Annotated in this window: 22 protein-coding genes and 1 pseudogene; 11 read left to right on the forward strand and 12 right to left on the reverse strand. The window is 53.0% G+C overall.

All coding sequences use genetic code 11. The features are described from left to right. Nucleotides 1-53: 53 nt before the first annotated feature. Together hutI and hutG are read left to right on the forward strand one after the other, a co-directional pair. A complete protein-coding gene (gene hutI / locus K6K13_RS19680) occupies nucleotides 54-1,283 on the forward strand; it encodes an imidazolonepropionase (protein ID WP_222158490.1) in 1,230 nt (409 codons plus the stop codon). Then, nucleotides 1,270-2,052 carry an N-formylglutamate deformylase gene (gene hutG / locus K6K13_RS19685; RefSeq protein ID WP_222158491.1) on the forward strand — a complete coding sequence of 261 codons (783 nt, stop codon included), beginning with the start codon at nucleotides 1,270-1,272 and terminating at the stop codon, nucleotides 2,050-2,052. The genes hutI and hutG overlap by 14 nt, the downstream gene beginning before the upstream one ends. A gap of 41 nt (nucleotides 2,053-2,093) precedes the next feature. Here the strand turns inward: hutG and K6K13_RS19690 are convergent. After that, nucleotides 2,094-3,258 (reverse strand): annotated as a pseudogene (locus K6K13_RS19690) (mandelate racemase/muconate lactonizing enzyme family protein). Nucleotides 3,259-3,442: 184 nt separating this feature from the next. Here K6K13_RS19690 and K6K13_RS19695 point away from each other — a divergent pair. Then, nucleotides 3,443-4,381, forward strand: a complete 939-nt coding sequence (locus K6K13_RS19695) for a LysR family transcriptional regulator (protein WP_222158492.1) — start codon at nucleotides 3,443-3,445, stop codon at nucleotides 4,379-4,381. On the opposite strand, the gene K6K13_RS19700 is transcribed toward K6K13_RS19695, so the two are convergent. Together K6K13_RS19700 and K6K13_RS19705 are read right to left on the reverse strand one after the other, a co-directional pair. Continuing rightward, nucleotides 4,363-4,986 (reverse strand): YitT family protein, encoded by a 624-nt coding sequence (locus K6K13_RS19700; protein ID WP_252120352.1) that lies wholly within the window; start codon nucleotides 4,984-4,986, stop codon nucleotides 4,363-4,365. The two genes, K6K13_RS19695 and K6K13_RS19700, sit on opposite strands and share 19 nt — an antisense overlap. A gap of 107 nt (nucleotides 4,987-5,093) precedes the next feature. Further along, the gene (locus tag K6K13_RS19705; protein WP_222158494.1) at nucleotides 5,094-5,837 is read right to left on the reverse strand and encodes an IclR family transcriptional regulator; all 744 of its coding nucleotides are present in this window, start codon (nucleotides 5,835-5,837) and stop codon (nucleotides 5,094-5,096) included. A 444-nt stretch (nucleotides 5,838-6,281) separates the two neighbouring features. On the opposite strand from K6K13_RS19705, the gene K6K13_RS19710 reads away from it, so the two are divergent. Both K6K13_RS19710 and K6K13_RS19715 read left to right on the forward strand, forming a co-directional pair. Continuing rightward, nucleotides 6,282-7,673, forward strand: coding sequence for an NAD-dependent succinate-semialdehyde dehydrogenase (locus K6K13_RS19710; protein WP_222158495.1), 1,392 nt, complete (start codon nucleotides 6,282-6,284; stop codon nucleotides 7,671-7,673). A 9-nt stretch (nucleotides 7,674-7,682) separates the two neighbouring features. Beyond that, nucleotides 7,683-8,228 (forward strand): NADPH-dependent FMN reductase, encoded by a 546-nt coding sequence (locus tag K6K13_RS19715; protein WP_222158496.1) that lies wholly within the window; start codon nucleotides 7,683-7,685, stop codon nucleotides 8,226-8,228. A gap of 79 nt (nucleotides 8,229-8,307) precedes the next feature. Here the strand turns inward: K6K13_RS19715 and K6K13_RS19720 are convergent, their stop codons facing one another. Together K6K13_RS19720 and K6K13_RS19725 are read right to left on the reverse strand one after the other, a co-directional pair. After that, nucleotides 8,308-8,601 (reverse strand): PTS lactose/cellobiose transporter subunit IIA, encoded by a 294-nt coding sequence (locus K6K13_RS19720; protein WP_222161189.1) that lies wholly within the window; start codon nucleotides 8,599-8,601, stop codon nucleotides 8,308-8,310. A 303-nt stretch (nucleotides 8,602-8,904) separates the two neighbouring features. Next, nucleotides 8,905-9,792: a LysR family transcriptional regulator gene (locus K6K13_RS19725; protein WP_222158497.1), complete on the reverse strand. Its 888-nt coding sequence runs from the start codon at nucleotides 9,790-9,792 to the stop codon at nucleotides 8,905-8,907. A gap of 110 nt (nucleotides 9,793-9,902) precedes the next feature. On the opposite strand from K6K13_RS19725, the gene K6K13_RS19730 reads away from it, so the two are divergent. Further along, nucleotides 9,903-10,982, forward strand: a complete 1,080-nt coding sequence (locus K6K13_RS19730; protein ID WP_222158498.1) for a tartrate dehydrogenase — start codon at nucleotides 9,903-9,905, stop codon at nucleotides 10,980-10,982. A gap of 61 nt (nucleotides 10,983-11,043) precedes the next feature. On the opposite strand, the gene azuC is transcribed toward K6K13_RS19730, so the two are convergent. Further along, nucleotides 11,044-11,121: a stress response protein AzuC gene (azuC, locus tag K6K13_RS23635; RefSeq protein WP_350338160.1), complete on the reverse strand. Its 78-nt coding sequence runs from the start codon at nucleotides 11,119-11,121 to the stop codon at nucleotides 11,044-11,046. A gap of 348 nt (nucleotides 11,122-11,469) precedes the next feature. Between azuC and K6K13_RS19740 the strand changes: the two genes are divergently transcribed. Together K6K13_RS19740 and ydfZ are read left to right on the forward strand one after the other, a co-directional pair. Then, the gene (locus K6K13_RS19740; RefSeq protein WP_222161191.1) at nucleotides 11,470-12,663 is read left to right on the forward strand and encodes a multidrug efflux MFS transporter; all 1,194 of its coding nucleotides are present in this window, start codon (nucleotides 11,470-11,472) and stop codon (nucleotides 12,661-12,663) included. 154 nt (nucleotides 12,664-12,817) lie between these two features. Further along, entirely contained in the window at nucleotides 12,818-13,024 is a 207-nt protein-coding gene (gene ydfZ / locus K6K13_RS19745) for a putative selenium delivery protein YdfZ (protein WP_222158499.1), read from the forward strand. 67 nt (nucleotides 13,025-13,091) lie between these two features. Here the strand turns inward: ydfZ and K6K13_RS19750 are convergent, their stop codons facing one another. From K6K13_RS19750 to K6K13_RS19775, 6 genes are all read right to left on the reverse strand, one after another. Further along, on the reverse strand, nucleotides 13,092-13,778 hold the full coding sequence (locus K6K13_RS19750) for a GntR family transcriptional regulator (protein ID WP_222158500.1): 687 nt from the start codon (nucleotides 13,776-13,778) through the stop codon (nucleotides 13,092-13,094). Nucleotides 13,779-14,004: 226 nt separating this feature from the next. After that, nucleotides 14,005-15,462 (reverse strand): mannitol dehydrogenase family protein, encoded by a 1,458-nt coding sequence (locus K6K13_RS19755; RefSeq protein ID WP_222158501.1) that lies wholly within the window; start codon nucleotides 15,460-15,462, stop codon nucleotides 14,005-14,007. Between the two features lie 42 nt (nucleotides 15,463-15,504). After that, a complete protein-coding gene (locus K6K13_RS19760) occupies nucleotides 15,505-17,049 on the reverse strand; it encodes an MFS transporter (protein WP_222158502.1) in 1,545 nt (514 codons plus the stop codon). Nucleotides 17,050-17,079: 30 nt separating this feature from the next. After that, entirely contained in the window at nucleotides 17,080-18,486 is a 1,407-nt protein-coding gene (gene uxaC / locus K6K13_RS19765) for a glucuronate isomerase (protein ID WP_222158503.1), read from the reverse strand. A 35-nt stretch (nucleotides 18,487-18,521) separates the two neighbouring features. Further along, on the reverse strand, nucleotides 18,522-19,736 hold the full coding sequence (manD, locus tag K6K13_RS19770) for a D-mannonate dehydratase ManD (protein WP_222158504.1): 1,215 nt from the start codon (nucleotides 19,734-19,736) through the stop codon (nucleotides 18,522-18,524). 149 nt (nucleotides 19,737-19,885) lie between these two features. Beyond that, the gene (locus tag K6K13_RS19775; RefSeq protein ID WP_222158505.1) at nucleotides 19,886-20,794 is read right to left on the reverse strand and encodes a LysR family transcriptional regulator; all 909 of its coding nucleotides are present in this window, start codon (nucleotides 20,792-20,794) and stop codon (nucleotides 19,886-19,888) included. A gap of 411 nt (nucleotides 20,795-21,205) precedes the next feature. On the opposite strand from K6K13_RS19775, the gene K6K13_RS19780 reads away from it, so the two are divergent. The 3 genes from K6K13_RS19780 to nrfD all read left to right on the forward strand — a co-directional run bounded on the left by K6K13_RS19780 (nucleotide 21,206) and on the right by nrfD (nucleotide 24,398). Beyond that, entirely contained in the window at nucleotides 21,206-22,177 is a 972-nt protein-coding gene (locus K6K13_RS19780; RefSeq protein WP_252120353.1) for an alpha/beta hydrolase, read from the forward strand. A 552-nt stretch (nucleotides 22,178-22,729) separates the two neighbouring features. Further along, on the forward strand, nucleotides 22,730-23,443 hold the full coding sequence (locus K6K13_RS19785) for a 4Fe-4S dicluster domain-containing protein (RefSeq protein ID WP_222158506.1): 714 nt from the start codon (nucleotides 22,730-22,732) through the stop codon (nucleotides 23,441-23,443). Then, nucleotides 23,436-24,398: a cytochrome c nitrite reductase subunit NrfD gene (nrfD, locus tag K6K13_RS19790; protein ID WP_222158507.1), complete on the forward strand. Its 963-nt coding sequence runs from the start codon at nucleotides 23,436-23,438 to the stop codon at nucleotides 24,396-24,398. The genes K6K13_RS19785 and nrfD overlap by 8 nt, the downstream gene beginning before the upstream one ends.

Here is a 24,398-nt window from a genome sequence, read left to right on the forward strand (position 1 = left end):
CGGTGCGGGTAGGTTAGCTTGTCTTTGGTTGTATATACAAGAAGAGTGACATCATGACTCAACGATTATCCTGCGACAGCCTGTGGCTTGGCGCAGACCTCGTCACCCTGCGCGATGGACGCTACCAGATCATTCATGATGGCGCGCTGGCCGTAGCAGAGGGCAAGATAGCCTGGGCTGGGCCGCAAGCGCAGCTACCGGCCTACAACGCCGATACCACCACCCACTTCGACGGCGGTATCATCACGCCCGGCTTTATTGATTGCCACACTCACCTGATGTTCGGTGGCGATCGCAGTGACGAATTCGAACAGCGTCTGAATGGCGTAAGCTATGCCGACATCGCCGCCAACGGCGGCGGCATTCTCTCCACCGTGCGTGCCACGCGTGCCGCAACGGAACAGCAGTTGGTTGAAAGCGCGCGACAACGATTAGCCTTGCTGTTAGCCGAAGGCGTCACCACCGTCGAGATCAAATCCGGCTATGGGCTGGATATCGACAGCGAAGTGAAAATGCTCCGCGCCATACGCCAGCTTGCCGCACAGGTGCCTGCGCAGGTGGTTGCTACTTGTCTGGCGGCCCATGCCGTTCCACCGGAATACGCAGGGCGCGCGGATGCCTGGATTACCACACTCAGCGACCAGTTGCTGCCGCAGGTCGCACGAGAGCAGTTGGCCGATGCCGTTGACGCGTTCTGCGAACACCTGGCGTTTTCACCGGCACAGGTTAAAACGCTGTTTAACACCGCCACGCAGCTAGGGCTGCCGGTAAAACTGCATGCAGAGCAGCTCTCCGCACTGGGTGGCAGCGCCTTGGCGGCGCGCTACCATGCGCTCTCTGCCGATCATCTGGAATACCTGACGGAAGAGGACGTACAGGCCATGGCAGCCAGCGGCACCGTCGCCGTGCTGCTACCGGGGGCTTTTTACCTGCCGCGCGAAACGCAGCGACCACCGGTGGAACTGCTGCGCCAGTACGGCGTGCCCATGGCTATCGCCAGCGATGCCAATCCAGGCACCTCACCGGCCCTTTCTCTGCGTCTGATGCTCAATATGGCGTGCACCCTGTTTCGACTCACACCGGAAGAAGCACTGGCCGGTGTCACCTACCACGCGGCGAAAGCGCTGGGGCAGCAAGCAAGCCACGGATCGCTGGAGGTGGGCAAAGTAGCCGATTTTGTACACTGGCCGATAGCCCGTCCGGCAGAATTAACCTATTGGCTGGGTGGGCAGTTGCCCTGTACCACCGTTTATCGAGGGAGTGTTCGTCATGGAACCGTTTGATTTTCAAAGCGGCACGCTGCCGTTGTTGGTCAGTATTCCCCACGCGGGAACCCAGCTTACGCCCGAAGTCGAAGACGGGCTGAGTGACGCCGCGCGCCCTCAGCCAGATACCGATTGGCACATTCCACAGCTTTATGATTTTGTCCGCGAGATGGGGGCCAGCATACTGGTGGGCCACTATTCGCGCATGGTGGTCGATCTCAACCGCCCCGCCGACGATACACCACTTTACGCCAGCGCCACCACAGGACTGTTTCCCAGCACCTTGTTTGACGGCACGCCGACCTTTGTTGCAGGTAAAGCACCGACGCCTGAGCAACGTAACGGCTACCTGCAACATATTTGGCAGCCCTATCACCAGCAAATCCAGCAAGAACTCGATCGCCTCACCGCACGTTACGGCTATGCGCTACTGTTCGATGCTCACTCCATCGCGTCACACATTCCGCGCCTGTTTGACGGCAAGCTGCCCGATTTGAACATCGGCACCAATGGAGGCGAAAGCTGTTCCCGCGAGGCAGAAGCGGCAATACGTACATGCTGTGAAACTCAGGATCAATACAGCTGGGTGATTAACGGGCGTTTCAAGGGCGGCTACATCACTCGCGCCTACGGGCAACCCGCGCTACAGCAACATGCCGTGCAGTTGGAACTGGCACAGTGTAACTACATGGAAGAGCAAGCGCCCTTTGCCTGGCATGCAGAGAAGGCCGCCACCTTGCAGGTTCAGTTGAAAAAGCTGTTGGAAAACTATCTGGCCTGTTTCTGATCGTTTCAGGCTGGCACGACACGCCAGCCTTACCCCACCGATTATTCCGCCAGCGCGCGCATTTCAACAATCAAATCGCTTTTGCCTTCAAAGCCAATACCCGGCAATTCTGGCATCACAATATGCCCTTGCTCCACCCGAACAGCATCGGGGAATCCGCCGTAAGGCTGGAACAGATCCGGATAGCTTTCATTACCGCCCAATCCCAACCCGGCGGCGATGTTCAGTGACATTTGATGCCCACCGTGTGGAATGCAGCGCGCAGGTGACCAGCCAAACTGCTCCAGCACCTCGAGCGTACGCAGGTATTCGCACAAACCGTAGGACAGCGCGCAATCAAATTGCAGGTAATCTCTGTCCGGGCGCATACCGCCATAGCGCAGCAGATTACGCGCATCCTGATGCGAGAACAGATTTTCTCCCGTAGCCATCGGCCCTGGATAGAATTCACTCAACGCCGCCTGCAGAGCATAATCCAGCGGATCGCCCACCTCTTCATACCAAAACAGCGGGTAATCGCGCAGCATCTTGGCGTAAGCGATGCCAGTTTCCAAGGAGAAACGCCCATTGGCATCCACGGCAAGCTGAGCCTCGCTGCCAATCTCTTCGAGCACGGCTTCAATACGCCGACGGTCTTCCTCTATCGACGCACCGCCAATCTTCATTTTCACCACCGTGTAACCACGACGCAAATAGCCGCGCATCTCCTGCTTCAACGCATCCAGCGCTTTGCCCGGATAGTAGTACCCCCCCCGCGGCGTATACGAACACGCGCGGATTGGCGCGCACACCGTTGTTATCCGCCAGCAGATGAAACAGCGGCATACCGGCAATTTTGGCGGTCGCATCCCAAATCGCCATGTCCAGCGTTCCTACCGCGACCGAGCGTTCACCGTGCCCACCCGGCTTTTCATTTTTCATCATGGTGTTCCATACCCGATCGGGATCGAGATTATCACCACGCGCATTAAGCAGCGTTTCCGGGTCAGCGTCCAGAATACGCGGACGAAAGCGCTCACGAATCAAACCGCCCTGCCCATAGCGCCCGTTGGAGTTAAACCCATACCCGACAACCCGTCGACCATCACGCACCACATCGGTCACCACGGCGACCAGGCTGGTCGTCATGTGCGAAAAATCGATGTAGGCATTTCTGATCGGGGAAGCGATGGGTTTGGTGACTTCACACACATCGATAATACGCATAGCCGAATCTCCTGATGGTCGCTAAGCCAGCGGCAAAAACCTGCCTTTGTTACATGCGCTGTGATGCCGTTTGCTTAACGTGAAAAATGTCATATTCTGCGAGAGCAATGCCCTAAAGCACGCCATGGCGTCTATAGTAAAGGCAATGTTTGACGGATAACCAATGCGAAAAAGGAGCGCTGTAATGCCAAATCGGCATCACTTAGAGCTAGCGTGGTTGGAAGACGGGATAGCGCTGGCCGAATCGCTCAACTTTTCAAAAGCGGCGGCTGCGCGTTATGTGACACAGCCCGCATTCAGTCGGCGTATTCAGGCTCTGGAAGCCTGGGTCGGCGTGGCGCTGTTTGAACGAAATCGTCGCGGCGCGCGGCTAACGCAGGCGGGAGAGGTCTTTTTTCATCAGGCACCGGATCTGATTCGGGCACTCTATGCCCTGCGCAGCGAAACGCGCGACAGCGTAGAACAGCGCGCCCCTGAGGTCATTATGTGCGCCACCCATGCTCTCTCGTTCACCTTTATTCCCGATTGGCTGAGAAACAACAGCGATATCTCGCGTGATAGCGCTTTTCAGTTGGTATCCGCCACCCTGCACGCCTGTGAACGCATGCTGACACAGGGAGGTGCACAATTTCTGCTGTGCCACCACCACCCGCATATGCAATTACACCTACCAACGCAGAAGTTTATGAGCATTTCGCTCGGCCAGGATCGGCTGATTCCCTATAGCATTCCCGCCACGGGCCCCCATAGCGCCAAGTGGTTTGTTGACGCTCAGCAAGGGTTTCCGTTTCTCGCTTACAGCGAGGATTCTGGATTGGGGCGCATTATCAGCAATACCGCGTCACTGCACCGCCTGACGCGCAACATGGAGACGGTATTCACGTCCGATTTGGCCGCCACGTTGCTGGCGCTGGTGAAAGCGGGTGAAGGCGTGGCCTGGCTGCCGCACGCGCTGGCCGCTGAAAGTGAAAAAAACGGCACCATTTGCCGGGCTACCCACCACGAAGAGAAGTGGACGATCCCACTGGATATCCGGCTCTATCGTCCAGCAGCACGGCTGGCGACAGGGGCCGAAACGCTATGGGATAGCGTACTCGTTGGACATCAGGCGTCACCGCCTTGATAACGCCCCGGTTTGTGCCAGTTCATCAGCATGGCATTCATGGCTAGCGCACTGAGCGCAGACCACAGCAATAGCAGCAACGGCATTTTGATCAGAGAGAGAAGAAACACCAGCGCATCCAACGCCATCTGGCTTTTACCTGCGTTGATGCCAAAGCGACGATACAGCCACAGCGTCACCCCCCCCGTGCCGCCAACAGACGCATTATGGCGCGCGAGGGAAAGGATCCCCATGCCAATAAAGGTGCCGCCCACCAAGGCGGCGAACAGCGGATGCAGATAGCTGATGGTGATTAACATCGGTACCGCCTGGGTCGCTAGCCCCAGTGTGATACTGACAATCAGCGTTTTTATCGTGAAAGCCCGCCCCATGCTGAAATAGCAAAACACCAGAAACGGGATGTTGACCAGAGTGAACAGCAACCCGATAGAGAGCGGCAGATAGTAAGAGATGAGCAGTGCGATGCCGGCAATACCGCCAGTCACCATGCCAGAAAATTTAAGCAGGTTCAGGCCGACGGCAATAAACATCACGCCCAGCGCCAGCCCGTAAATATCATCCTTTAAGGTATGTGCCGTTGCCAGCGGATTGTTTTTTGTTGGCACTGCTGCTGACCTCATGATCGACTCACATTAGCCATAAGAAAAGCATATAATTCCACATTAATTATACATGCATTATATGCCATTAACATCTGTAATCTGTGCGTCGGTTACTTGCTGCGCGGGGAAAGGATACACAGGCACATTTGCCGCACCTCTTCCAGCGCCTGCTGAATAGCCGGAAGGCGAGCAGCAAAGCGATAGGAAGGAAGCACCACCGACAAGGCGTGCGCCGGTCTTCCCGGTACCGGCAGGGCAATCCCAACGGCACAGACGCCTTCCGCATGCTCTTCCCTGTCATAAGAAAAGCCATCGGCGCGCACTTCTGCTATTTGTTGCAGCAGCACGGGCAGTGAAACCAGCGTCTGGGACGTTAACGCAGGCATCTGATCGTGTAGCAGTGCCGTAATTTGCGCATCGGTTAATAGCGACAACATCGCCTTGCCGTTCGCCATGGCATATACCGGCTTGGGACGATCGTGTATGGGCACCACACGCACCGCCTGATCGCTGATAATCCGGTCAAGGAAGATCACCTCGCGACCATGAAAGGTCGAAATATCGACCGTTTCACGCGTCTTTTCAAACAGCAGTTCAAGCGGATGACGCAACTGCGCTGCCACGTCAGAATAGGCATTTCTCGCCAACTCATTGATACCCCAGCCCAGCCGCACACCGCCCTCACCGCACTCGACCAAATGTTCAGCCGCCAGAGTATCGACAATACGTTGCACCGTTGAGCGAGGCAGATCCGTCAAACGCGCCAGTTCTCCCAGACTCGTGCCACGCTCATGCAGCAGCCGTAATATTTTGATTGCTCTTGAGATAACCTGTATCCCTGCCGTTTTATTCATCACTTGCCTCAAAACTGTATCGCAATGCGGTTAATATTGTATTGTTTTTAGCTAGGCGTATTATAGCTTGATGACGTCGGGATAGCATCGCTTCACCATCGCGGCGTCAGAGGTGACTCCGCAGCCTCCTCGCCATCGCTATGCTGGCAGGAGCCGACTGTTTTCTGTGGAGCAACCTGAAACGGTGTGAATTATCAGTTGATACCTTACTAAGTAACATATGCCCTAAATAATACGAGTTGCAGGACAAAACGTTAACGTTTTGAACAGCGCTTGCGCTGGCCCTTTAGGGCGAGACTCATTGATGAGTCTCGTAACGCGGCAAGTGAAGGAATCCCGATGACCCTACTCAAGTAAGTGATTCGGGTGAGTGAGCGCAGCCAACGCATCTGCAATTTGAAGTAGGACGGGCATCTTGAACAGTTTGTTTTCAGGAGGTTTACCGTGGGATATGCCACTATCAACCCGTACACGGGTGAAGTCATTAAAACGTTCCCCGACGCCACTGACGCAGAAGTCACTGACGCCATCAGCCAAGCACACAACGCTTTCCTGGCATGGAAAGAAACCCCGTTTTCCACCCGAGGGGCCATTCTACAAAAAGCTGCCACACTGCTACGTCAACATAAAGAAGAAATGGCACGACTGCTGACGCTGGAAATGGGCAAGCTGGTTGCAGAAGCTCGAGCAGAAGTGGAACTATCCGCTCAAATTTTCGAGTACTACGTTAAGCATGCGGAAGGGCTGCTGGCCCCCGAAACGCTGCCAGTCGCCAACCCGAAAGAAGCGACCGCGCAGATCGTGCACGAACCGCTGGGCGTGCTGCTCGCTATCGAGCCGTGGAATTTCCCTTACTATCAGATCGCACGCATCATCGCACCGCAACTTTCTGCCGGTAACACTATTCTGTTGAAGCATGCTTCCAACGTGCCACAAAGTGCAGCCCGCTTTGAAAAACTGATGCATGACGCCGGGTTGCCTAAAGGGGCATTTACTAATCTGTATGCCACCCGCAAGCACATTGAAATGATCCTCAACGATCCGCGTGTGCAGGGCGTAGCCCTGACCGGTTCAGAAGGCGCGGGCGCCACCGTTGCCCAGCAGGCCGCACTTGCCCTGAAAAAATCCACGCTGGAATTGGGCGGTGCCGATGCTTTCGTGGTGTTGAAAGATGCCGAACTGGAGAAAACCGTCAAGTGGGCCGTGTTTGGCCGCCACTGGAACGGCGGGCAAGTGTGCGTCTCTTCCAAACGTATGATCATTGAAGACGCCGTGTATGACGCGTTTCTCGATCGCTACACCCAGGGCGTTGCTGCGTTGCGCACCGGCGATCCGCTGGATGAGAACACCACGCTGGCCCCGCTCTCTTCCCAACAGGCCGCTGATGAAGTAAGACAGAAGATTCAACTGGCGGTGTCGCATGGCGCAACCGCATTGGAAGTGGGCCCGAAAGTGCCGACCCAGGGTGCGTTCGTACAGCCGACTATACTTACCGACGTTACGCCGGACAATCCCGCCTACCATATGGAATTTTTTGGCCCGGTCTCTATGTTGTTCCGTGCTAAAGATGAAGATGATGCGGTACGTATTGCCAACGATTCACCGTTCGGTCTCGGGGGTTCAGTGTTCACCCGTAACGGCAAACACGGGGCTGAGGTTGCCGCTCGCCTGTCCACCGGGATGGTGTACGTCAACCACCCAACCCGCGTGAAGGCCGATCTGCCGTTTGGCGGTATCCGCCGTTCTGGGTATGGGCGCGAACTAACCGGACTGGGCATTAAAGAGTTTGTGAACCACAAGCTGATTTCTGTTGTTGATATTGATGCTGAATTTTAAGGAAATACCATGAGCACCCTACGACTATTGGGCATCGCGGGCAGCCTGCGCCGCGCCTCTGCGAATAAAGGGCTGTTGCGCGCAGCGCAAGCCGCTGTGCCAGCGGATACCACCCTCGAGATCGCCGATCTGCTGGATGTACCGTTCTACAATGCCGATCTGACCGAGATCCCCGCTGCCGTGCAGCGCATCGCGCGTCAGGCGCAACAGGCTGACGGATTTGTCTTTGCCTGCACCGAGTACAACTACTCCGTGGCACCAGCATTGAAAAACATCCTCGACTGGCTTTCACGACTGCCAGATAGCCAACCGCTGAGCGGCAAACCCGTAGCGCTGATGGGGGCGGGCGGCGGTATGGGGACCTCACGCGCGCAGTATCATTTGCGCCAAAGCGCCGTGTTCCTGAATCTGCAACCGCTTAACAAGCCGGAAGTGTTTGCTAACGCATTTGCTGGCGGTTTTGACGATCAGGGCAACTTGCATGACGAAAAAATTGCGGCACTGATCGGCGAACAGATGAACACGTTGGTCGCGGCAATCAAAGCCACCCGCTAATCAACGCATCACTGCCTGTACCGTCCTGCTTAAAGGCGGTACAGGCCTATTCCCACCCGCCGACACATCGTGCCCTGTGTTAACTCTGGTATAAATACAGCATTTCGTTCGCCAACTCCCGCACCAATAATGACGTCATCAAGTGGTCTTGTGCATGCGCCATAATAGATGTCATCGGCACAACGGTTTCTCGTGCAACCCACTGCGTTTGAACCTGATGCGCCACTCTTGCAAACCGATCTGCGCGAGTCATTAACGCATTGGCTTGTTCAACCTTTCCGTGGCGTGCCGCCTGCAACGCCTCCAGACACAGGCTGCGTGATTCATCCGCATTGACAAGAATCTCCATCGCCGCTTCTTCTGCTTTAACCATCGTCATACCACCCCTATTAGGAATTGAATCAAAACCGTGCTGTTTCACCCTCCTGGTCACACTTACAGTACGCATCCATCGCGCTGCCGTACTGCCAGACTCTGTGCACAAGGCTGTGGGTTTTTTACTCTTTCCTTTTAACAACATTGTACCTGTGCGCAGGCATCGATAAATGTCCCAAATGACACAAGACCGATCATCGCCGTATTGACGGCGACCCTCTGCCGAGCGTAAGGGATTAAAATTGATACCATAGCGATCGGAGATTTGAGCGTCTTTAATAAAACGCGACTGCGTTTCAATCTAGACAGCCATTTCTGCCTGAAGATAGCGGACAAAAGTAGTGATTCTGGCGGGAACGTGACGCCGTTGCTGATAGACCGCGTGAATGCCTGCATCCTGCGTTGTAAAGTCTGGCAACAAAGCCACTAATGCGCCCTGCTCCAGATAAGGTTCAACATCCCAGGCTGAACGTAACAGCAGACCTCGCCCATCCAGCGCATAACGCATCACCACTTCGCCGTCGTTACTCGACAGGTTGCCTTCAGCTTTATGGCTAAACTCCTGACCGTCGCGGTAAAAGCGCCACATCGCATAATCGCTTTCATACTGGCGCAGCACCAGACAGTTATGCCCGGCCAACTCCGCCACCGTACGTGAGATGCAGCGCTTGGACAGATAATCAGGTGATGCGCACAGGATACGGTGATTGGTACGCAGTTTGTGGGCAATTAGACGTGAATCAGGGGGCGTGCCCACGCGAATATCAATATCAATGCCGGCATCAAGCATATTGATGGGCTGACTCGACAGTTGCAGTTGTATCTCCAATTCAGGATGCAGCAAGGAGAATGCAGACACCAGCGGGGCAATATGACGTCGACCAAAGCCAAACGAGGCGTTTACCGTGAGCTTGCCGCGTAACGTCATTTGGCTACGGCTGACTGCATTCTCCAGTTCGGCAATGTCATTGAGGATGGGAAGTGCGCCTTCGCTGTAGAGTTGCCCTTCCAGCGTCAACTCTAAACGCCGGGTGGTACGCTGAATCAGTTGCACGCCGAGTCGATGTTCCAGCGCGCTTAACCGTTTACTGATAGCAGGAAGAGACAGCCCCCTTTCTCTGGCGACCGCCGTCAGGCTACCCAGCGCGACAATGCGACTGAAAAACAGCAGATCGTTCATTTCCCGCATCGATTGTTACCTTTAATTCAATAATAGCTTTCCCGTAAGGCTTATTGTTCATCATTTTTACAAGAAATACACTCGTAAGGGTCCGCTAATAGAAAAACAGGAATACCCTTATGTCCGTACCGCGCTACAAAATTGCTGTCATCCCTGGGGATGGCATCGGAAAAGAAGTTATGCCAGAAGGGGTACGCGTTGTTACGCGCGCTGCCGCGCAGTTTGGCATTGAATTACAGTGGGAATGGTTTGATTTTGCCAGCGCCGACTACTATCTCAAACACGGTAAAATGTTGCCGGATAATTGGTTTGAGCTGTTGAAAGGCTTCGATGCCCTCTATTTTGGCGCCGTTGGCTGGCCAGAGGTGGTACCCGATCATGTGTCGCTCTGGGGATCGCTGCTCAAATTCCGCCGCGATTTCGATCAGTACGTCAACTTGCGGCCGTGCCGCTTAATGCCCGGCGTCAAAGCCCCGCTGGCTAATCGCAACCCTGGCGATATTGATTTCTACGTGGTGCGCGAAAATACCGAAGGGGAATACTCCAGCGTCGGCGGCATGATGTTTGAAGGCACGGAACGTGAGATCGTGATGCAGGAAACCGTAATGACTCGCGTCGGCGTCGATCGTATCCTGAAATTTGCCTATGAACTGGCGCAGAAGCGGCCGCGCAAACACCTGACGTCTGCCACCAAATCCAACGGCATTGCGATCACCATGCCATACTGGGATACGCGCGTTGCCGCAATGGGGCAGCATTACCCAGAGGTGAAAGTCGATAAATTCCATATCGATATTCTCACCGCCAACTTTGTGCTGCATCCCGACTGGTTTGACGTGGTGGTCGCCAGTAACCTGTTTGGCGATATCCTGTCCGATCTTGGCCCTGCCTGCACCGGCACCATCGGCATCGCTCCCTCTGCCAATATTAACCCTGAGCGCACGTTCCCCAGCCTGTTTGAGCCGGTGCACGGTTCTGCCCCGGATATCGCTGGCAAAGGCCTGGCCAATCCGATTGGTCAAATCTGGTGCGGTGCCATGATGCTGGAGCATCTGGGTCACGCAGAGGCGGGGGCCGCGATTTTACAGGCTATCGAAACCGTGTTGGCACAAGGGCCGACACAGGCACCGTTAACTCGGGATTTGGGCGGCAGCGGCAATACAGAAACCTTAGGCCGTGCGATTGCTGATGCGCTTTGAGGTTGGATCGTTAGACATAAAAAAAGCCGTTTTCACGGCTTTTTTTAATTTGCGATGGCTATCAGTACATAGCGCCCGGCGGAACATCTTTGTGGGCAAGAACATAAGCAGCCAGGATTCTTTTCAGTAATTTACGCACGATTTTTGGCTTTTTTAACGTTACCGATAATGAAGTTGCAGGTGATGTTGTCTTCTGTTAACAGAGTGTACGCTCGTCATAATCCAAACGCAAGTTTTTGTGACACACATCACAAAATTTTTTTGTATACGCAACATGGCGTTCAGAAACTGGCGATATTCACACGTGCAAATAGCTCATCTCGGCGTCCGTTATGTTATCGTATTGAAATATGATGAACTTTTAATCACCTAGCGTGATAGTTTCCCGGCTGTAGCCGTGAAGGCAAGTTCGCTCAACGGCCAATATCGCGCCGATATCGCCGTTTTACCCGTAACGCTGCCGCGCTGCGACGGCATGCAGGACGCCATGGAAACCTGGAAACTCAATTTATACGCCGCTTGGGTGGGATGCTTTTTTACTGGCCTTGCCATGAGCCAGATACTGCCGTTCCTGCCGCTCTATATTGAACAGCTCGGCGTCACCGACCACGCATCACTGAGTTTGTGGTCCGGGCTGATTTTCAGCTCCTCGTTTCTGGTCTCGGCCATCGTCGCGCCGCTGTGGGGCAGTCTGGCGGATCGCAAAGGGCGCAAGCTGATGCTGCTGCGCGCTGCACTCGGCATGGCCATCGTCATGGCGCTACAGGGCATGGCCAGCAACGTCTGGCACCTGTTTATCCTGCGAACTCTGATGGGGCTGACCTCTGGCTATATTCCCAATGCCATGGCGTTGATCGCCTCGCAAGTCCCGCGTGAAAAAAGCGGCTGGGCACTGGGTACGCTTTCCACCGGTCAGGTGGCTGGCGTGATTATCGGCCCGCTGATCGGTGGCTTTCTCGCCGACCACGTCGGGCTGCGCGTGGTGTTCTTTATCACTGCCACCTTGCTGTTCATGTGCTTTTTGATCACCTTGTTCTCCATCAAAGAAGGCGTTATCAAGGTCACCAAAGCGAATCGTCTTAGTGGCAAAGCCGTATTCTCTTCCCTGCCCTACCCGGCGTTGATTGTCAGCCTGTTCATCACCACCATGATGATTCAGCTCGCTAACGGCTCCATCAGCCCAATACTGACACTATTTATTCGCGAACTTACGCCAGACACCAATAATCTCGCGTTTCTCAGCGGCGTGATCGCTGCTGTTCCCGGCGTTTCAGCGCTGCTATCAGCACCGCGGTTGGGCCGTCTTGGCGACAAAATCGGCGCACATCGCATCCTGATCGCCGCACTGGGCGCCTGTGTGCTGCTGTTTTGTTTGATGTCCACCATCAGTGATTCGCTACAGTTGGGGATACTGCGTTTCCTGCTAGGCTTCGCCGATGGCGCACTGATGCCAGCCACACAGGCGCTGCTGCTGAAATACAGCAGCCAGCAGGTGACCGGGCGGATTTTCGGTTACAACCAATCCTTTATGTATCTGGGTAATGTCGCAGGCCCGTTACTCGGCTCCGGCGTGTCCGCCATGATGGGATTTCGCTGGGTGTTCATCATCACCGCGTTGCTGGTATTGGTGAACACGCTGCATATCGCCTGGCGCTTTCGACAAATCCCCACCAAACCCTGATCGCTCCGCCGTTATCTCCTGGCGTTATTTACCTCAGGAAATAACGCCAGGATTTATATACAGATTATGCATAAACCCCCCTTTACCTTGGCGATGACCGCCGTTCGGCAGTAGGATCGATAGCGGTTTTTTGTAGTCAACGAAGGAGGTTATTATGTACACAGCGTATGACAGATACAGAAACCCGCTTGAAACGGGCTGTCGTGTAATGCAAAACGGTTCTCGTCTGGTGGGTACCATTGCTGCCATTCATGCAGATAAGCTGAAACGAGAAGACGTTCGTAAAGCCAAATGCGTGCAACTCAACGGGGTCAGCGAATACTTTTCCCCTGATGAGCTGATGCGTTTGGGCCGCGCCTGACACGGCTTTCGTCTCCCTTCGGGCGTGTTAACACGCCCGATGCAAGAATACTCTCTTTATCCCCCCGTTAAGGGTGATCGAACCAATCGCGGTTTTGCTCGGCTATCGGCGTGATCGAATAGACCATCTCTTGCAGATGCTCGCGAATTGCTGCTTCTGCCGCATCAGGATCGTGTGCTTTCAGGCTATTAAAAATCAGGTAGTGTTGCTTGATCAGATTCAGCGGTGGAGAAACCTGACTCAAACTGAGAAAGCGTACCCGGTCCATGGTTGCTTTGATTGATTCGATGGTTTCCCACGCCAATGGACAGCGTGCCACCTGCATCAGCAGTTGGTGAAAATCGTCATCCAAGCTGAGAAACTCACGAATCTGCTCATTCTGCGCGGCCAATTCCTGCCGGTGTAGATTGTGCTCCAGCACCAGCAATTGCTCATCGGTCACGAACTCTGCGGCCCGGCGCGCAATGGCGCACTCTAACGCCTGGCGAATAAAACGCGCATCCGCCACCCGTTGTTCCGAAATTTTCATCACGAAAGTACCGCGCTGCGGCAATACCTGCACCAGTCCCGCTTCCGCCAGTTTGATAAACGCCTCACGCACCGGCTGGCGCGAAACGGAAAAACGGGTTGATATCTCTTTTTCTGACAGTAACTTACCCGGCGGAATCGCGCACTCCACGATATCCTTACGCAAGATACGATAGATTTGCTGATTGACCGGCTCATTGCTGTTGATCTGAAAGGAAGTTTCCATACATCGCTTTTAACTATTCGAAAGTATTACCCGTCATGATACATGCTAATGCTTTGCCTACCCCCCTTTTCCATCATATTTTTCGCGGCGCTAAACGTAAAAACGTTATCCGCTGTGCGGATAACGTTGGAGGTTGCTAACAAATGGCCCTAATCCCACAGTGATTCCCGCGAAGGCGGGGATGACGAGGCGTGAAGTGATTTTGTCATCAATCCGAAAACAGGGATCACCAGACCAGCGTGCGCAGCGTCTGTTTCACCCCATGCTGAAGCAGTGACTGATAGTAGCGGGTCACTGTCGCGACAAACTCGCGCTGCTGCGGCAAGTCTGGTCCAAAGATAGCCTCCAGCCCCAGCAAGGCCTGTACGCGGGCTTCTCCTTGAGCACTGTTACGCACCACATCAGCCAGCACATCACGTAGCGGGTCGCTGATATCAATCGCGTTCCCTTGCTCGTCTACGCCGCCAACATAGCGCATCCACCCAGCTACACCGAGCGCCAGCATGTCAAAACGGCTGCCGTGTGCCAGATGCCAGCGAATCGAATCCAGCATGCGCTGTGGCAATTTCTGCGAGCCGTCCATGGCAATTTGCCAGGTACGGTGCTTCAGCGCACGGTTGCGGTAACGCTGCAACAGTGCGTCAGCGTAAGCCGCCAGATTGACTCCCTGCGTGCGCAATGTGGGCGCCTGCTCTTGCAGCATCAGGTGATGTGCCGCGTTGACCAACGCCTCGTCCTGCATGCAGTCGCTGATGTGTGCATAACCCGCCAGATAACCGAGGTACGCCAGGAAAGAGTGGCTGCCATTCAACATGCGCAGTTTCATCTCTTCATACGGCAGTACGTCCTGTACCAGCTCTGCGCCCGCCTTTTCCCATGCGGGACGCCCGTTGACGAAGTTGTCTTCAATCACCCACTGAAAGAACGGCTCGCAGGCAATGCCCGCCGGGTCGTTCACGCCCAGCAGTTCGGTGATCTGCTCCAGCGTTTCCGGCGTCATCGCCGGTACGATACGATCCACCATGGTGGAAGGGAACGTCACATGTTGCGCGACCCAGAGAGCCAGTTCAGGATCCTGACGCTGCGCCAGTTGGGTTATCACGTTGCGTGTCACATGGCCATTTTCCGGCATGTTGTCGCACGACATCACGCTAAATGGCGACACACCACGCGCTATACGGCGTTTGATCGCAGCCAGAATGACACCCGGCAAAGAGCGCGGTTGATCCGGATGCTGGAGATCGTGCGCAATCAGCGGATGCTCTGCGTTAAGCTGTCCGGTCGCCGGATGGTGGCAGTAGCCTTTTTCCGTCACCGTGATGGATACGATAGCGATATCCGGTGCGCTTAATGCCTCCAGCACCGCCTCGATGCCGTCCAACTCCGCGTGCAAAGCGGTTTTGGCAATACCGACAATGCGGCTGGTCCAGCCATTGTCCGCCATTTCAGATACCGACCAAAGCAGATCCTGCTGGCGAAGATCCTGAATCTGTTGCTCACCGCCAATCAGATTGATTTCGCAATAGCCCCAATCGCTGCCGAACTGTGCGGCCAGTTTGTCGGCACACACCGCCTGGTGGGCGCGGTGAAATGCGCCGAAACCAATATGGGCAATACGTGCAACCAGTTTGCTGCGGTCATATTCAGGCACCGCGGCTTTTGCCTGTAAGAGAGAGGTTGTCATAACAGTTTTTCCCAACGTAGACGCTTGCGCATCCGATTACATTTACTCACCCACCGGCGAAGCTGTCCGTGAGCCTTTCACCGATGACACATCCTTTTGATGCCACAGCGTGTCATAAGGATGACCGGTTAAATCCTCGACGATACGGCGTGTTTCTGGTGTCACATCCTGTTTTCTGCCATCGGCTTTCAAGCGTTCCACTTCGTCCACAAACACCTTGTGCGTGGTTTTATTCAGATGGAAGGTCAGTGCCTGCCACAGCGCTATCAGCAATAGACTGGTGGTGCCAATAAACATCAACCCAGCAATGGTTTGAATCGCTTCCTGCGGTTGCGCTTGGCTGCCTTTCATAAAACCGCCCCACTGCAACAGCAGGCCGACAATAAAGGTGGCAATCGCGACCTTGGTTTTACGTGAGAAGGTCATTACCGCAGCAAAAAGCCCTTCACGACGCTGACGGGTGATCATTTCATCAATATCAGGAATGAACGGGAACACGTTCCACGGGGTGAACTCCAGCACGCAGCGGCCTACCTGATAGAAACCGGCCAGCGCCACCAGCATCACCATCTTGTTTTCCACCGGGAAACGGTAGACATAGAAGAACCCGGCCAGACACAGCATCATCAGCGTGTAGGCAAAGATATACAGGCGCGATGGGCCATATTTAATGATCGCCAACCCGGACAGCAACGTCACTGGCAGCCCGACAGTACTCATGGAGAGCAGGCTTCCGGCAAACGCCGAGGAGACGTTCAGGCAGTAGACACAGAAGAACACAAACACGGTGTTGTAGACATCTTTAGCCGTGAAGGAGAACAAATAAATAGCCAGGTGTTTTCTAAAGGCACGCACACGCAGTGTTGAAGCATAATCCTTAAACAACCCGCCCAGCATACGCAGTTTTTCACTCAGGGTGCGCGGTGGCGTTTCCGCCTCCAACTCTGCCAGCATTTCCGGCGTCAGTTCGCGTTCCCAGGTCACTTTCCAAGAGATGAACACACACACCATAAAGATAACCGAGAACATGACACCGTTGATCAGGTACGCATTCGCATCATGCTCACCGTAGTGCTTAATTAGCAGGCCAGGGATAAAGGTCGCAAGAAACGTCCCCAACGCCGAGAGAAACATACGGCAGGTAGAGAGTTTGGTGCGCGAGTTAAACCCTTTCGTCATTTCGGACGGCAGCGTCTCCCACGGGATCAGCACCATCGCGGCAATGACTTCAAACGCCAGGTACACCGCCAGATAGAACCAGTAATTCATGCCGTTGAGCCACAGCAACGAATACACCAGCATCAACGGCGCACCGATCAACAGAAAGAATCTGCGGCGGCCAAATTTCTTACCGAAATAGTTTTTATAAAAGTGGTCGGTAAAACTGCCCATAAACAGGCTGACAATCGCATCGACAATACGCGCAATAGCGACGATCGAAGCAGCTTCCACCGGCGTTAAACCTACAAAAGTGGTATAGAAAAAGAGTAACCAAGCCCCGATCACGGTAAAGGCACCGCCACCCATAATATCCGTCAGACCATAGCCGATACTGACCGGTATAGTCACTTTCTTAGCAGCAGACATGTTCTATCCTCATTAAAATGAGAGTAATAATCAGAATTTAAAATAGTGTAGGGCGTTATCGTGACAAATATTTCTTACCATACGTTGCAGGATAATGTCATCTGCGGGAAATTCCCCGGCATCGATCCATTGTCCAATTAATCCACATAATATCCGGCGGAAATAATCGTGACGCGGGTAAGAAACAAAGCTGCGCGAATCGGTCAGCATACCGACAAAATTCATCAGCAACCCTTGATCCGCCAGCGCGTTAAGCTGGCTCAACATGCCACGGCGCGTATCGTTAAACCACCAGCCTGACCCGAACTGAAGCGGTGATTTAACCCCCTCTTCGCCGGACTGGAAGTTGGCAATCGTCGAAGCCACAATGTCATTGTAGGCTGCGTATAAGTTATAAATGATTGTCCTGGGTAAATGATTCTCCTCGGCCATTGCATTGAGAAATGCATTAAGATTGGCTGCCAAGCGGGGTTGATCGGCAATAGCGTCAAATCCACTATTTACCCCCACTTTTTCCAACATGCGTTGATTATTATTGCGGATCGCCCCGAAATGAATTTGCATAGCCCAATCGTATTTTTTATATAACCGGGCCAGCGTAATAAATAATACGCTTTGCCAAATACTCTCTTCCGCAGCGGTAATTACTTCGCTCTGCATTTTTTTCTGGAATACCGCATCCCCTTGTAGCGTGGTGAACGGTGTAAAAGTTAAATCGCCCAGCCCGTGATCGGAAATACGACAGCCCACCTCGTGGAAAAACTGCACTCGCGCTTCCAGCGCACGCTCAAAATCCGTGAAGCGGGTAATGGTTTCACCGGTCAATTCCGCCAAACGCACCAAAGCCGAAGAGAACTGGTGTCTGTCGTGCGAGAAAAACTCGTCCGGTCGAAAGGTCGGCAATACTTTGGGGGTAAAACTGGCATCCTGCTTCAATAACTGATGGTAATGCAGAGAATCCAGCGGCGAATCCGTGGTGCAAATAACCTCAACCCGAGAACGCATCATTAACGCACGTGGTGTGAAAGCATCATCCTGCAACTGCCGGTTGCAGGCATCCATAATGTCACGCCAGTTACGGCTGCTCAGCATCTCATCAATGCCGAAGTAGTGTTTCAGTTCCAGATGCGTCCAGTGATAGAGCGGGTTACCAAACGCCGCTTCAACGGTTTCTGCCCACGCCTGAAATTTTTCTTCAGGGAAGGCATTACCCGTGATCTTTGCTTCTGGGATACCGTTGGCGCGCATCGCGCGCCATTTGTAGTGATCGCCTGCCAGCCACAGTTCCGTGATACTGCTGAAACGGCGGTTTTCATAAATGTCTTTGGCTTCCAAATGGCAGTGGTAGTCAATAATCGGTAAATCCCGCGCCACCTGCTGATAGAGTGTGACCCCGGTCGGGCTGCCTATCATGAAATTGTCGTTAATCAAGCTCATTGCTTTTCTCCCGCATCATCACCGTTGATGATCGCTTACCAGTTCCACAGCGTGCCGTCTTCCAAACGAGCCACCGGCAGGTAGGCCGGTTCGTAGGGGTATTTCGCCGCCAGTTTTTCGTCAAACTCGATGCCCAGCCCCGGTTTTTCTCCCGGATGCATGTAGCCATCCTCAAACGTCCAACTGTGCGGGAACACTTCCAGCATCTGCTCGGAGTAGCCCATGTATTCCTGTACGCCGAAATTCGGCACCCAGAGATCGAAGTGCAGCGCGGCGGCCATACAGATCGGAGACAAGTCGGACGGGCCGTGTGAACCGGTACGAACCTGGTACAGCGATGCAAAATCGGCAATGCGGCGCATGCCCGAGATACCGCCCGCATGCGTAATGGTGGTGCGGATGTAGTCGATGAGCTGTTCTTCGATAAGCTGCTTACAATCCCAAATGCTGTTAAACACTTCCCCGACGGCAATCGGTGTTACCGTGTGCTGACGAATCAAGCGGAAGCATTCCTGATTTTCAGCCGGCGTCGGATCTTCCATCCAGAACAGGCGGTAGGGTTCGACACTTTTACCAAAGCGGGCGGCTTCAATCGGCGTCAGGCGGTGATGCATGTCATGCAGCAGGTGTTCGTTGAAGCCGTATTTATCACGCACCGCTGCAAACAGTTTCGGTGCGAAATCCAGATACTTTTCCGTTGACCAGAGCTGCTCTTCGGGCCAGTTCCCTTTAGTGGCCGGTTCATACGCCAGACCTTTCCCTTTGGCCATGCCATAGGTGGTTTTCATTCCCGGTACGCCGCACTGCACGCGAATCGCCTTGAAGCCCATTTCGCGGTGTTTGGCGTAATCATCCAGCGCTTCATCAATGCTGTGCCCGGTGGTATGGCAATACACCATTACCCCTGTGCGCGACGCACCGCCCAGCAGCTGATACAGCGGCATGTTGGCAACCTTGCCTTTAATGTCCCACAGCGCCATATCTACCGCCGAAATGGCTGACATGGTTACCGGGCCACGACGCCAGTAGGCTCCTTTGTAGAAAAATTGCCAAATATCCTCAATCTGTTGCGCATCGCGCCCGATGAGCTGCGGACAAACATGATCTTTCAGGTAGGAAGCGACCGGTAGCTCACGCCCGTTCAGCGTAGCATCGCCGATACCTGTCACACCGTCTTCGGTAGTGATTTTCAGGGTGACAAAATTACGCCCTGGGCAGGTAACAAATACTTCAGCACTGACAATTTTCACATCAATTTCCTTTTACATCACAGTTTCAATGCCGACTACCATACAAGTAGATCTAGTATGAAAACATGAGCCAATTCACATTTACACACGATGCAGGGAAATTGTTGAAGGAAATGCAGTCAGTGCTGCCCGGTCAATACCGGGCGTTATTAGCAGGCAGGACGAAGGGAAATTCGGTTTTCTTCAATAAAATCAATGAAGAGTTTAACCATGGGGATTTGCGCACTGCGCTTGAGATAGCTGACAGCGAAAATGCGTGGCAACGGGGTTTCCAACGGGGTGATGGTAATATCGAACCCTTCAAGGCTTCCGGCGACCTGGGTGCACAAGAACACGACACCGTTTTGATTCATCACCAGATCCATGATGATATCGATATTGCTGCATTCGCGGAAATAGCTGGGCTTCAGCCCCTGTTTTGCATAAGCATCAGAAACAATGGCATGCTCACCGGTCCCTTTCTGCGGCACGATCAACCGCGCTTGTGCCAGGGTTTCAAGGTTCAGCGTCTTGTGCTGTGCCAACGGATGATTGCTCGCCATCACCGCCACCAGTTGATCTTCATACAGTACCTGATGCGCAAACAGCGGATCGTCCTGATAGTCGGCAAACGGAGTGGAATAGGAGAAATGGAGATCGCCGTTACGCACCTTTTCTAACAAATCCATGCTGACACCATCAATGAATGACATCTCAATGTTAGGATAGCGCCGCTGAAACTGGCTAAAAATTTCGTAATGCCGCAGACGGTTGAATATTGGAAGAACCCCGACTAACAATGCACCATCGTGGCTGTCTTCATAACCACGAATAAATTGCTCAATATCGTAATATTCTCTAATTATACCCCGTATTTTTTTGGCAAATGCCTTACCAAAAGGGGTAAGAGAAAATTGGCGCGTCGTGCGATTTATCAGTTTTCTTTCTGTTTCCTGCTCCAGACGCGCTATCTCCTGCGAAAGAAACGCCTGAGAAATATTCAGTGTTTTCGCCGCTTTAGTAAAACTGCCAATGCGAATCAGTTCATGATAGTAGACAAGGCGCTTAATATTTATCATTGATGCCTTAATTTATAATTAATAGATATAACTATTATATTAACACACAAAAAAACAAATGTGACAAGAGACACAAATAGCAGGTTGCCGAACGTGCTTAAATGAATTCCGCATAACAACACAATATATATTATTTATATGTGAATGCCAGGTTGCATAAATGGCATAGGGAACACGCATCTCAATAAAACGATGTTAGCAGTATAAAGCTATTTTTCATTATCCACGTTATGCAGACCGGTGTGGCGCAAAGACACATTGCCGCATTGCTGCATTCATCTGCGAAAAAGGTATTCGCCCCTTTACTGTGCGAGTCGCGTCAACCTCTTTTTGGATGCGCTATTCGCGCACGCCCTATTCTGGGGTGGCAGGGGTTGGGAAATAATGCTTGTTAATCACTAAGGAATGATGATGTCTACCAACAATAAATCGATGGCGCTGTGCCTGCTTTGTACTTTAGGGGGCTTATCCGCTACTGCCGCTATTGCAGATGCGCCGTTACATACGTTATCCATAAAGAAGAGTGTTCCATCGGTAAAATTGATCTCCAACGTGGTTTTCTCTCAGGTGCAAATGCGCGGCTATTCCAACGTGGCGCTAAAAATGGATATTTTGCAGCCTGAATCACCCAACGCCTTGCCCGCCGTGCTGTTTGTCACAGGCGGCGGTTTTATCAATGCCAACAAGGATAATTACGTTCAACAGCGCTTGGCGATGGCTGAGGCAGGCTATGTGGTTGCCAGTATGGAATACCGTGTAGCACCGACCGTACTGTTTCCCGCACCGCTTGAAGATGTGAAATCAGCGGTACGTTATCTGCGAGCGCAGTCCGGAAAATTTGGTATTGATGGTGCACATATTGCGGTATTCGGCGCGTCGGCGGGCGGCTATCTGGCCGCCTTCACCGGCACATCGAACGGCGACAAACAGTTTGATAAAGGGGAAAATCTGGATCAAAACAGCCAGGTTCAAGCGGTGATCGATTTCTACGGACTCTCCGATTTGCTACGCGTCGGCGAGGGCTTCCCTGATGATGTGGTACAAAAACACACTTCCGCGTCAGCAACCGAGGCTATTTGGGTAAACGGCACTTCCGTGTTCAACGATGGCGGCCCGATCACACGCTACCCTGAACGCGCTGCCGCTGCTAACCCCATCAATTACATTAACAGCAACACCCCTCCGTTCCTGATTATGCACGGCACCAAGGACACCATTGTCTCACCGCGCCAGACGGAAATACTGCATCAGGCATTATTACAAAAGGGCATTGATTCCACTTATTACTCGGTGAGCAATGCACAGCACGGCGGTGATTACTGGATGCAGCCAGAAATCATGAAAATTGTGATCCAGTTCTTGGATAAGCATTTAAAGGGCTAATATTCACACTGTTTTAACGCATTCCGCACTTGCGCGTCTGAATATTCAGACGCGCTTTCCGCCGTAAACGCTGATACTCTCACATCACCGTTTTCATCAATTATTTATAAGCCGATCACACTATTTCTCGCTAATAAAAATGATTCTCAATTGACTCTATTACATTATTTACTTTTCATTCACAGTTGCTCATTATATTTAATTACACGCTATATTTATCTTCCTGAAATTTATAATAAATCCAGATAACTTTTATATTAACCTTCAAACCCGCAAATGTGATTTACTGCACACTCTAATCACTATGAGGTATGGTCAAATAAATCCCATAGGAAGCTCATGGTTTACGTGCGTCTTATATTTTTTATCGATAAAAAATTTCTGATGCCTGCTGGGTACCGATATAAAAAGTTTTTGTTCACTGTCTCAGGGGAGTTCTTCCACACTGCGTCACAACGAATCAGACATTACAAAAGCCAATCACCCGACGATTTTTCGGTACCGACATCAGCATGACTACATCAACTAGCATTCAATACTGAAGGTGATGTTATGGAAGATCATTCCCGCCGCCGATTTCTTGCCTACATGGGGAGTGCCATTTTTGTGACTGGCAGTTCCTCATTGGCATTAGCAAATGAGGCTGCACCGCAAAACGCCACACCCGCTACCGGCACTCCGAAAGGGGTACGCTATGGCATGCTGCACAACGAGTCACTGTGTATCGGCTGTAAAGCCTGTATCGGTGCCTGTAAAGAGACCAACAATGTTCCCGATGGCGTTACCCGCCTCGAGATCCTGACCTCGGTGAATATTCCGCGTACCTCGACCAGTCGTGCTGTACGCCAATATTTCCGTAAATCCTGCCAGCATTGTGAAAACCCGCCGTGCGTTTCCGTGTGCCCGACCGGCGCTTCCTTTAAGGATGCGCTTACCGGCATCGTTGACGTTAACGACAAGCGCTGCGTAGGCTGCCGCTATTGCATCGCGGCTTGCCCTTACCACGTGCGCTTTATCAACCCGGTAACCAATACCGCCGATAAGTGCAACTTCTGCCGTGAGACCAATCTGGCCGCAGGCAAAAAACCAGCCTGCGTCGAGATCTGTCCGACCCACGCACTGGTGTTCGGTGATTTGAACGATCCGGCCAGCGATATTTCTCAAATGATCCTCGCCAACCCGACCTATCGTTCCAAGGTGTATCTGGGCACCGAGCCGCAGCTCTATCGCATTCCTGGCAAACGCGGGGTAATCGACAATGCATAATGCTTTCCACTTCGACACGCTGGTATGGGACTGGCCCATTGCCATCTATCTGCTTTTGGTGGGCATTTCCGCAGGCATGATCACCCTGACGATGCTGCTGAAACATTACGTGCCCACCGAGTACAGCGGCAAGAACCCTATCGTTATCGCGACAGCTATCGTGGCACCGTTATCGGTGATGGTCGGTCTGATTATTCTGATCTTCCACCTGACGCGCCCGATGACCTTCTGGTACCTGATGGTGTTCTATAACCCTGGTTCCATCATGTCGCTCGGTGTGATGCTGTTTCAGGTCTACTTCGTGTTTATCATCCTGTGGCTGGTCAGCCTGTACCGTGATGAACTGCTGACGCTGGTGAGCAAATTCAATAACGGTGGCTTGCTCTCTCTGGTGCGTAACCTGAGTGCCATTATCCAGAAACGTATCAGTTGGTTTGAAAACACACTGTTGGTGCTGGCAATCCTGTTGGGCTGCTATACCGGTTTCCTGTTGTCAGCGCTCAAATCCTTCCCGATGCTGAACAACCCGGTACTGCCGGTGCTGTTTCTCGCCTCGGGCACCACGTCAGGCATTGCGGTGGCGCTGCTGGCCGGAGCCTTTAATCGCCGGTTTATTGCCGAACATCAGGGCACACTGCATTTCATCCACAAGATTGAAAACCCAGTGGTGTTTGCAGAGATCTTCTTGCTGTTTGCCTTCTTTGTCGGGCTGTTGTTGGGCGGCGGTCAGAAAACCCTGTCGGCGCACAACGCACTGAGCGGGTTCTGGGGCGGCGTATTCTGGATTGGGGTTATCGGCGTAGGCATTGCGGTTCCGCTGATTGCCGGGTTCCTGAAGAACCACGACAGTGTGCCAAGCCGCAAGCACATCGCGTTTATGGCGGGTCTCAGTCTGCTCGGTGTGTTCCTGCTGCGTATGTTTGTACTGTACGCCGGCCAGATGACAGTAGCCTAA

This window comes from Symbiopectobacterium purcellii, from assembly GCF_019797845.1.
Taxonomy (GTDB): Bacteria; Pseudomonadota; Gammaproteobacteria; order Enterobacterales; family Enterobacteriaceae; genus Symbiopectobacterium; species Symbiopectobacterium purcellii.